The sequence below is a fragment of the Roseateles sp. P5_D6 genome (assembly GCF_054049415.1).
Genome location: NZ_JBFUMK010000017.1, coordinates 115,109 through 124,878 on the forward strand (window position 1 = coordinate 115,109; position 9,770 = coordinate 124,878).

At 68.8% G+C, this 9,770-nt stretch carries 8 protein-coding genes; 7 read left to right on the forward strand and 1 reads right to left on the reverse strand.

Features of this window, described 5'->3' with window-relative positions:
- The first annotated feature begins 2 nt into the window (after positions 1-2).
- From ACXJKM_RS21485 to ACXJKM_RS21515, 7 genes are read left to right on the forward strand one after another with little or no spacing between them, the layout of a single operon-like run.
- Complete coding sequence (locus tag ACXJKM_RS21485) at positions 3-917, forward strand: glycosyltransferase family 2 protein (RefSeq protein ID WP_056195878.1); 915 nt, start codon at positions 3-5, stop codon at positions 915-917.
- The gene (locus ACXJKM_RS21490; RefSeq protein WP_457355040.1) at positions 910-2,031 is read left to right on the forward strand and encodes a glycosyltransferase; all 1,122 of its coding nucleotides are present in this window, start codon (positions 910-912) and stop codon (positions 2,029-2,031) included. Before ACXJKM_RS21485 ends, ACXJKM_RS21490 begins: the two co-directional genes overlap by 8 nt.
- Complete coding sequence (locus ACXJKM_RS21495) at positions 2,028-2,996, forward strand: glycosyltransferase (protein ID WP_457355042.1); 969 nt, start codon at positions 2,028-2,030, stop codon at positions 2,994-2,996. Before ACXJKM_RS21490 ends, ACXJKM_RS21495 begins: the two co-directional genes overlap by 4 nt.
- Positions 2,996-4,456: a lipopolysaccharide biosynthesis protein gene (locus ACXJKM_RS21500; RefSeq protein WP_457355044.1), complete on the forward strand. Its 1,461-nt coding sequence runs from the start codon at positions 2,996-2,998 to the stop codon at positions 4,454-4,456. The genes ACXJKM_RS21495 and ACXJKM_RS21500 overlap by 1 nt, the downstream gene beginning before the upstream one ends.
- The gene (locus ACXJKM_RS21505) at positions 4,453-5,400 is read left to right on the forward strand and encodes a glycosyltransferase family 2 protein (protein ID WP_457355046.1); all 948 of its coding nucleotides are present in this window, start codon (positions 4,453-4,455) and stop codon (positions 5,398-5,400) included. Before ACXJKM_RS21500 ends, ACXJKM_RS21505 begins: the two co-directional genes overlap by 4 nt.
- On the forward strand, positions 5,397-7,586 hold the full coding sequence (locus ACXJKM_RS21510) for a GNAT family N-acetyltransferase (protein ID WP_457355048.1): 2,190 nt from the start codon (positions 5,397-5,399) through the stop codon (positions 7,584-7,586). Before ACXJKM_RS21505 ends, ACXJKM_RS21510 begins: the two co-directional genes overlap by 4 nt.
- Positions 7,587-7,599: 13 nt before the next feature.
- Entirely contained in the window at positions 7,600-9,273 is a 1,674-nt protein-coding gene (locus tag ACXJKM_RS21515; RefSeq protein WP_457355050.1) for an asparagine synthetase B family protein, read from the forward strand.
- Between the two features lie 121 nt (positions 9,274-9,394).
- On the opposite strand, the gene ACXJKM_RS21520 is transcribed toward ACXJKM_RS21515, so the two are convergent.
- On the reverse strand, positions 9,395-9,770 hold a 376-nt coding region (locus ACXJKM_RS21520), incomplete at its 5' end, for a hypothetical protein (RefSeq protein ID WP_457355052.1).

The window sequence follows — 9,770 nt, forward strand, 5'->3', positions numbered from 1 at the left end:
TCATGCCGCGCGTCAACATCGTCATCCCTGCCTACAACGCCGAGGCCTTCATTGCCGACACCGTCCGCTCGGCACTCGGCCAGACCTTCCCCGATCTGCAGGTGACCGTCATCGACGACGGCTCCAAGGATGCAACGGCCGCGAATGCCGCCCTGGACGACGCCCGCGTGCGCGTCATCTCGCAGGAAAACCGCGGCATGTCGCGCTCGCGCAATCGCGGCATGGCCGAAACGGATTCGGAATTCGTCGCGCTGCTGGATGCCGACGACCTCTGGCACCCGGAAAAGCTGCGCCTGCAACTGCAGGCCTTGCAGGCCAGGCCGGATCACGACTTCTGCTATTCGGCATTCGACGTCTGGCATGGCGAGCCCCGGCCCGACTATTTCAGGCAAACCCGGCAGGGCACCATCGATGAGTCGCGGTCCGGCTGGATCTACCCCGTGCTGGTGCTCGACAACTACGCCCTGCCCTCCTCGGTCATCTGGCGGCGCAGCGCCTGGGATCGCATGGGCGGCTTCCTGACGGACAACCAGCAGACTGACGACTGGGAATACCTGGTGCGCGCCAGCACCCAGCACCGCTTCATACGCCTGGCCGAGTCCTACGTGCTGTACCGCCAGCATCCCGTCTCGCTGTCGCGCCGCATCCCGGCCACCAACACCACCGAGCTGATGCGCGCCGAGCTGATCCGGCGCTTCGGCATGAGTTCGCCAGCCGGGCACGACGTGGACCCCGTCGCGCTGCGGCGCTTCCAGCACAAGGGCTGGTGCAATTTCGCCGACGCGCACACCGCCAAGGGCGATCTGTCGCTGGGCCTGAAGACCTTTGCCGGCCTGCTGCGCAGCGGCCCCGATCGCGGCCACACGCTGACCAAGATGGGCAAATCGCTGTTCCGCCGCTGGGTGCCGAATGACTGAACGCCTGCGGGTCGGCATCAGCGCTACCAGCCTCAACACCGCGCATCTGCGCGGCATGGGCAAATACCTGCTCGAGATGTGCAGCCAGGCCCGGCCCGAGGACGGCGTGGCCTGGACGCTGTTCGCGCAGGACGCGCGCCGCCCCATGCACCTGCCGCGCGAGCAACAGGTGCAGGCCGACATCTTCGACTTCCCCGGCGACCGCTTCTCGCTGTGGGAGCAGGTCGGCATGCCGCGCCGCACGGGTCAGCACCACCTGGACGTGCTGCACTGGGCCGAGAACACCATGGCCTGGTGGCAGCCCTGCCCGGCCGTCGTCACCATCCACGACACCATCCCCTGGGAGATGGAGACCGACACGCGCTGGCAGCACTGGTATTGGCACCGGCTGATGCCGGCGGCCTTCCGGCGATGCGCGGCCGTCGTGACGATCAGCGAGTCGTCCAAGCGCGACATCCTGGCGCGCTGGCCCGAGCTCGAGGCCAAGCTGACCGTCATCCCGCACGGCATTGAAGAGGCCTATTTCGAGCCCCCCATCAGCACGTTGCCGGCCACGCTGACGGCGGCCCTGGCCGGCGCGCGCTTCGCCGTCTATCTCGGTGGGCCGATGCAACGCAAGCGCTTCGACTGGGCCCTGCAGACGCTGGCCGCCCAGCCCGATGCGACGCTGAAACTCGTCGCCTGCGGCTTTGGCGCCGACGCCCGCGAGGCCGCGCGCAAGGCCCTGCCCCACGAGCTGCAGGGCCGGGTCGTATTTGCCGAGTTCCTGTCCGACGCCGAACTGCAGGCCCTCTACCGCGACGCCGTCGCCGTGCTCTACCCGACGCTCTACGAGGGCTTCGGCTTCCCGGCCGTCGAGGCCCAGGCCGCCGGCACGCCCGTCATCTTCAGCCCGCTGGGCAGTCTGGCCGAACTGGTCGGGCCGTTGACGACGCTGGTGCCGGCCGAGGACCTGGCGGCCTGGGCCGCCGCGCTGCACGAGGCCGCGACGCTGCCTCCCGAGGCACGTGCCGACAAGGCGGCCCGTGCCGCCGCCTGGGCCCAGGGCTTTCGCTGGGGCGAGAGCTGGCGCCGCCATCTGGAGGTTTACCGCCGCGTGGCCGCCCAGCGATGAAGCGGCTGGCCGTCATCGTCTGCACCTGGAACCGGGCCGCCCTGCTCGCGACCACGCTGGCCTCGCTCGGCGCCATGCACGCGCCGGCCGACACGGCCGTCGAAGTGCTGGTGGTGGACAACAACTCGACCGACGACACGCAGGCGCGACTCCAGGCCCTGCAACCGGGCTGGCCGCTGGGCCGCCTGCATGTGCTGTTCGAGCCCCGCCAGGGCAAGCAGTTCGCGCTGAACGCCGGCATCCGCCGCGCCCGCGAACTGGGCTGCGATGTACTGGCCTTCACCGACGACGACATCCTCTTCCCCGTGGACTGGCTGGAGAACATCGCCGCCGTCTTCGGCGCCGGCGGCCCGGCCCTGGCCGGCGGACGCACCGAGTTGCAATGGCCCCCCGGTGGCCGGCCCGCCTGGTATCACGACAGCATGGCCGCGGTGGTCGGCGGCGCCGACCTCGGGCCTGAGCGCATCGCGCCGACCACGCCGGACTACGCGCCCGCCGGCGCCAACCTGGTGGCGCGCGCAGCGCTGTTCGATCGCGTCGGCCTGTTCTCCGAACTGCACTTCCGGCACATGGACCTCGAGTTCGGCCAGCGCTGCCAGGCGCGCGGCGAGGCGGTGACCTATGAGCCGTCCCTGTGCATCACTGCGCCCGTCGACGCGGCCGTGCTGACGCGCCGCTATTTCCGCCGCTGGGCCTTCAAGGCGGGCCTGTCGTCCTGGTGGCCGTCCGGCAGCCACGAGTTTGCCGGTGTGCCGCTGTGGCAGTACCTGCAGCTGCTGCAGGATGGCCTGGGCTGGCTGCTCGGGCCGTTGCGGCGCGAGCCCGTGGCCGAGCGTTTTGCGCGCGAACTGCGCCTGCTGCGCTGCTGGGGGCGCGTGGACAGCCGCTGGCGGTCGCACTGGTCTCCGGCGACCTACTCTGCCTGGGTGGAACGCCACTCGCAGAAGAAGCAGGGCCTGTATTGATGAACACGGTCCGCCGCTCGCTCGGCTTCGCCTTCCTGGAGCGCTATCTGCTGATCGGCCTGCAGCTGCTGTCGTTCACGCTGCTGGCACGCCTGCTGACGCCGCAACAGATCGGCCTGTACTCGGTGTCGATGGCGCTGATCAGCATGGCCCAGGTCGTGCGCGACTTCGGCCTCGCCAACTACCTGATCCAGCGCAAGGACCTGGGCCCTGAGGATGTCGGCAGCGCCTTGGGCACCTCGCTGCTGCTCGGCGGCGGCCTGTTTGCCGGCATCCACGCCGTGGCGCCGTGGATCGGCGAGTTCTATGGCGACGCGAGCCTGACGCACATTGTGCGAATCATCTCCATCAACTTCCTGATCCTGCCCTTCAACTCGATCTCGATCGCGCTGCTGCGGCGCGACATGCGTTTCGACGTGCTGATGCGCGTCAACGTCGCCGCCGCGGTCGTCGGCACCTTCACGACGCTGGGCCTGGCCTGGGCCGGCGTGGGCGCGGCCAGCCTGGCCTGGGGCGACGTCGGGGCCAGCCTCATTACCGCGCTGGGTGTCAGCCTGGCCGGCGCCTGGGGGCGGCTCGCCCGGCCACAGCTGCACCGCTGGCGCGAGATCCTGCGCTTCGGCGGCCCGGTCACGGCAGCCAATGTCGTCACCTCGGTGTCCATGGACATCAACGACCTGGCCGTGGGCAAGCTGCTGGACTTCGGCCAGGTGGCCATCGCGAGCCGCGCGCAAGGCCTGATGAACMTCTTCCACCGCGACATCATGGGCACGGTGCGTTCGGTCGCCTACCCGGCCTTCGCCCAAGCCCACCGCGACGATGAGCGGCTGGAGCAGCGCTTCGTGCAGAGCCTGGGGGCTGTCAGCGCCGTCGCCTGGCCGTTTTACGGCTTCGTCGGCCTGTTCGCGCTCGAGGTGCTGCGGCTGATGTTCGGCTCGCAATGGGATGCGTCGGCGCCCCTGGTGCCCATCTATTGCGCCGCCGGCGCGGTCAGCGTGCTGAACAGCCTGATCCCGACGCTGATGTTGGCCGCTGGCCATGCCAAGCTGGTGGCGCTGGCTGACCTCATCATCCAGCCGGTCAAGGCGCTGCTGCTGATCGCCGTCATCTGGCATTGGCGGGCGCTGGAGCCGCTGGCGCTGGGCGTGCTGGCGATGGCCGTGGTGGCCGTGCCCTATTTCTATGCCTTCAAGCAACGCTGCCTGCCCAGTGACTTCGGCGCCATTGCGCGCGAGCTGGGGCGCAATGCGCTGCTGGCCCTGGCCTGCCTGCTGCCCGCCGCCCTGGTGGCGGCCTGGCTGCGCCCGGCCGGCCAACCGCTCGCCCTCCACGCCTTGCTGGCCTGCGCCGGCCTGACCGTGCTGATCTGGCTGGCCGGACTGAAACTGCTTGGCCATCCGCTGTACGCGGAAATCCGCGCTTTCCTCGATCGACGCCGTGCCGCGGCGGCCGCGTCATGAAGGTCTTCGTCGTCATCGTCACCTTCAACGGCGCCGCCTGGATTGCCGGCGCGCTGCAGTCCCTGCGCGACAGCAGCCATCCCTGCACGGCCGTCGTCGTCGACAACGCGTCCACCGACACCACCCGCGACCTGGTGCGCCGGGACTTCCCCGAAGCCGTCCTCATCGAAAGCGCCACCAACCTCGGCTTCGGCCGCGGCAACAACCTGGGCATCGCCCACGCCCTGCGCGCCGGCGCCGACGCGATCTTCCTGCTGAACCAGGACGCCTACGTCACGCCCGAAGCCATAGCCCAGCTCGTGGCCTTCCTGGAGGCCGAGCCGGGCTTCGACATCGTCAGCCCCCTGCACTGCAGCCCCGACCTAGGCCGCGTCGACCCCAACACCCAGAGCGCCTATCTACAGCGCCATGCGCCGGGCTATCTGTCCGACGCTTGCCTCGGCCGCGTGCAGCCGCACTACCCCACCCGCGGCATCAATGCGGCGGCCTGGATGCTGCGCGCCGGGGTGTTCAGCCGTGTCGGCGGTTTCGACCCGCTGTTCTTCATGTACGGCGAAGACGACGACCTCATCGAGCGCTTCGCCCATCACGGCCTGCACACAGCGCTGCTGCCGGCCGCGCGCATCGTGCATCTGCGCGCCAAGGCAGCCCGGCCGCCGCAGAGCTGGGGCAGCCAGGTCACCAGCCGCGGTGAGCGCAAGCGCTCGGAGCTGTTGCTGGACTTCAAGCGCCCCGGCGGCAGCCTGCCCGGCCAGTTGCTGCGGCTGCTGGCCGCTGGCGTCGTGCAGCCGCTGGCTGAGCTGCTTGCCAACCACGACCTGAAGGCCTTCCTCGGCAGCCTGCTGGCCAGCCTGCGTGTGCTGGCGGAGCTGGGCCGCATCCGCCACCATGCCCGTCTCTGCGCCAGGACGGGCGCACATTTCCTGGATCTCGACACCCCATGAACCCCGGCCTGGACTGGCAACTCCACACGCTGACCCCGGTGCAAGGCCTCGGCCCCCACCGGGAGGCCTGGGATCGCCTCAACGGGCAGCTCATGGGCGGCCACGGCATGCTCGATGGCTTGTTCGTCGATGCCCTGCTGCGCCATTTCGCGGCGCAAGGCGTGCTGCTCGCCATCGCCAGCCGCGAAGGCGAGGCCGTCGCCATGCTGCTCATCAACCCCCAGACGCGCGGCCTGGGTGTCTGGTCCAGCTTCCTGCCCTCGCAGACGCAGATCGGCCCCAGCCTGATCCCGGCCGGGTTGGAGCTGCGCGGCCTGCTCGTTGCGCTGCCCGGCTATGCGAGCGAGCTGGACCTGTTGTGCAACGACCCGCACTTCGGCGACCTGCGCGAGCTGCCCAGGCTTCCCGTGCAGAGCCAGCCGCATGCGCTGACGATGAGCGTCAGCCTGAAGGGCAGCTTCGATGACTACTGGGCTCAACGACCGCGCAAGCTCATCCAGAACATGCGCCGCTACCTGCGCCGGCTGCAATCCGAGCCAGGTGGAGAACGGTTGACCGTCACCAGCGCACCCGAGTCGATCGAGGCTGCGGTGCAACGCTATGCGGGGCTGGAGTCCAGCGGCTGGAAAGGCCGCGAAGGCACGGCCGTCAGCAGCGACAACCCGCAGGGGCCCTTCTACGCCGAAGTCATGCGCGAGTTCGCCGCCCGCGGCGAGTCGCTGGTCTACGAACTCTGGTTGGGCGAAGAACTGCTGGCCTCGCGCATGCTGCTGCTGAGCGGTGGCATGGCCGTCATGCTGAAGACGGCCTTCCACGAGCAGTTCGAGCGCTTTGCGCCCGGCCGCATCCTGCTGCTGCGCACGCTGGAGGACTTGTTCACGCGTGCACCAGGCGGCGGCGTCGAGTTCTACACGAACGCCGAATCCGACCTGCTGGCATGGTCCACGTCGCAGCGCTGGATCAACCATGTGAGCGTCTATCGCCACCGCGGCCTGCCGGCCCTCTATGGCCTGCTCAGGCGCGGCAGCCGCGGCTGGCACGGTCGTGCCAGCCAACCGGTGGACACCGACATCATGGTGAGCCGCAGCGGCGCCAGCGTCGACACCTACATCCACGTGCGCGAGCTGCCGGCGGATGCACTTGCCCTGATGCACAAGGCCGAGCAGCGCCATGTCGAGCTGGGTGCAGACTGGTACGCCAACCTGATCGACACCGTCTATGCAAGCGAACCGCAGGCCCAGGTGCGCATCCACGTGCTGCGCCGCCAGGGGCGCGTGCTGGCCGTGCTGCCCACCGTCGCGCAGAGCGGGGCACTGGGCCGTGAAATCAGCGCGCTGTCCAACTTCTACACAGCCATCTACGCGCTGGCGATGGAAGACGACGTCGAGGCCGAGGATCTGCTGCCGCTGACACGCGCCTTGCGACGGACGGGCGGCGGCGCGGCCGCCTATCGTTTCTCGCCGATGGACCCGGATTCGCGAGAGTTCGCGCTGCTCAAGAGGGCTTTGACTCTTGCCGGCCTCAGCACGCATGCCTACTTCTCGTTTGGCAACTGGTATGAGCCGGTGCGCCAGAACTGGGCCGACTATCTAAAGGGTCGCAGCGGCCAGTTGCGCAGCACGATCAAGCGCATGGGCAAGAAGTTCGCAAGTGAAGGCGGTCGGCTGGAGGTCGTGCGCGACGGCGACGCGCTCGAAGGCGCACTGGCCGCCTATCGCGATGTCTACGCCCACAGCTGGAAGGTGCCCGAGCCCTACCCCGACTTCATGCCAGGCCTGATCCGCCTGTGCGCGCGCCGCGGCTGGCTGCGCCTGGGCCTGGCCTGGCTTCACGACAAACCGGTGGCGGCCCAGATCTGGATCATCGCCAACGGCCGTGCCAACATCTACAAGTTGGCCTACGACCAGGCTTACAAGGCGCTGGCTCCGGGCACGCTGCTGACCGCCCTGCTGATGGAGCAGGCGCTCGACCTGGAGCGCGTCCAGGAGGTGGACTATCTGATCGGCGACGCCCCGTACAAGGCCGAATGGATGAGCCAGCGCCGCGAACGCCTCGGGCTGGTCGCCTACGACCCCTTGACGCTGCGCGGCCTGGTCGGCCTGGTGCGCCAGACCGTCGGCAATGCCTGGCGGCGCCTGCACGCACTGCGAAGCACTGCCCATCCCAACGACAATCCCGCGTCCTGACCCCAAGATCCGCATGCAAGCCCAAGCCCTGCCGCCCGACACGCCGTTCGCCTCCGGCTCCCCCCGCTTCAGCGCGCGCGCCGGAGATGCGTTGGCCGCTTGGCGCCAAGCCTATGCCGCGCGCGGCGCCGCCTGCGCGACCGACGTGGGCGGCGAATTCGCCGTCGCGCTCGACCTCCCCGGTGGGGGCAGCTACCTCGCCATCGATCGCTTCGCCGTGCACAGCCTGTGCTACGCCGTGCGGGACGGCCGCCTGCACTTCGCGACGCGGGCCGACGAACTGGCCCGCCAGCTCGGCATCCGCGAGCTGGATACCCAGGCCCTCTTCAACTACCTCTTCCATCACTGCATCCCGTCCCCGCGCACCATCTACGCCGGCATCCACCGCCTGCCGCCGGCCCACTACGCGCTGTTCGAGAACGGCCAGCTGACCGTCGCACCCTACTGGGTCGCGCGCTTCGACGAGCAGGCCCGGCCCAGCTTCGACGCGCTGAAGGAGGAGTTCCACGGCATCCTGCGCGCGGCGGTCAAGGACAGGCTGAGCGCCGACGGCAAGACCGCCTGCTTCCTGAGCGGCGGCACCGACAGCTCCACAGTCGCCGGCCTGCTGCGCGAGGCCACGGGCCAGGCGCCGGCCAGCTATTCCATCGGCTTCGAGGCCGAGGGCTATGACGAGATGGAATACGCGCGCATCGCCGCCAAGGCTTTTGGCGCCGACCATCACGAGTACTACGTGACACCGGCCGATCTGGTGGCGGCCATCCCCGACGTCGCCGCCCATTACGACCAGCCGTTCGGCAATTCCTCCGCAGTGCCCGCCTTCTACTGCGCGCGCAAGGCGCATGACGATGGCTACCACCGCATGCTGGCCGGCGACGGCGGCGACGAGCTCTTTGGCGGCAACACCCGCTATGCCAAGGAGCGCGTCTTCCATGTCTACAGCCAGATTCCGTCGCCGCTGCGCACCGGCGTGCTGAACCCGCTGTTCGTCAACCCGGTCACCGGCAACATCCCGCTGCTCAAGAAGGGCACCAGCTACATCCGCCAGGCCCGCGTGCCCATGCCCGACCGCATGCAGAGCTACAACCTGCTGGACCGACTGGGCATGAGCGAGGTGCTGACGCCAGCCTTCCTGGCCGCCGTGGACACCGGCGCACCGCGCGACCACCAGCGCGCCACCTGGGCCGCCGGCCCGCACGAGGCCAGCCTCGTCAACCAGATGCTGGCCTTCGACTGGCGCTACACGCTGGCCGAGAACGACCTGCCCAAGGTCGTCGGCACGACAGCCCTGGCTGGTGTGGACGTCGGCTTCCCGCTGCTGGACACGCGGCTGCTGGATTTCTCGCTGAAGCTGCCGACCAGCTACAAGCTCAAGGGCCTGAAGCTGCGCTGGTTCTTCAAGGAGGCGCTGCGCGGCTTCCTGCCCGACGAGATCCTGACCAAGAAGAAGCATGGCTTCGGCCTGCCCTTCGGCCCCTGGGCCGTCAAGGACGCGGCGCTGAACGCACTGGCCGCGGAATCACTGCGCGGCGTGGCGGCACGCGGCATCGTGCGCACCGAGTTCGTCGAAAGCCTGCTGACCCAGCGGCTCAAGGAGCATGCCGGCTACTACGGCGAGATGGTCTGGATCCTGATGATGCTGGAGCAGTGGCTGCGCCGGCACGCGCCAGACTACCGGCTCGCCTGAACGACGGGCTGCAAGCCCTCCTGCCGATCAAGCGGTTGCTGACCTATCCACTTTGACGGTTGGGTGCCCTCTTCGGGTCGGGGCATCCATCCCATCACCTGCAACGGCCCGGCCATCCTGACTATTGAGATGCGGTCCAGGCCTCCACTTCGGCAATGCGCGAGAGATAGTAGGCCGAGCTGTTCACCAGCACGCGGATGCGCTGTGTGGTGATGGGCGCGAAGACGAACTGCCGCCACACCTTGTTGTTGTTGATGACGCTGCCGCCCGGCACATCCACCCACCCGGCACCGTTCCAGTACTGGACTTCGAAGTGCAGGATACCGAAGTTGCTGAACGTCATCGCCAGCGTCGGCACTGAGGGCGAGTAGGCGTTGTCCTGCAGCGTGAACACATCGATTTCGCTGATCGTCTGCATGCCGTTGAAGTCGATCTGCACCCAGTCCGGGTAGACGCCCGAAGTGCCATCCGCCCACGCGCCGCCCGCTCCCCAGTTC

Excerpts from the sequence above, each read along its gene's own strand:
- ACXJKM_RS21485 (WP_056195878.1), top strand. The coding sequence starts at position 3 with ATGCCGCGCGTCAACATCGTCATCCCTGCCTACAACGCCGAGGCCTTC.
- ACXJKM_RS21490 (WP_457355040.1), top strand. The coding sequence starts at position 910 with ATGACTGAACGCCTGCGGGTCGGCATCAGCGCTACCAGCCTCAACACC.
- ACXJKM_RS21495 (WP_457355042.1), top strand. The coding sequence starts at position 2,028 with ATGAAGCGGCTGGCCGTCATCGTCTGCACCTGGAACCGGGCCGCCCTG.
- ACXJKM_RS21505 (WP_457355046.1), top strand. The coding sequence starts at position 4,453 with ATGAAGGTCTTCGTCGTCATCGTCACCTTCAACGGCGCCGCCTGGATT.
- ACXJKM_RS21510 (WP_457355048.1), top strand. The coding sequence starts at position 5,397 with ATGAACCCCGGCCTGGACTGGCAACTCCACACGCTGACCCCGGTGCAA.
- ACXJKM_RS21515 (WP_457355050.1), top strand. The coding sequence starts at position 7,600 with ATGCAAGCCCAAGCCCTGCCGCCCGACACGCCGTTCGCCTCCGGCTCC.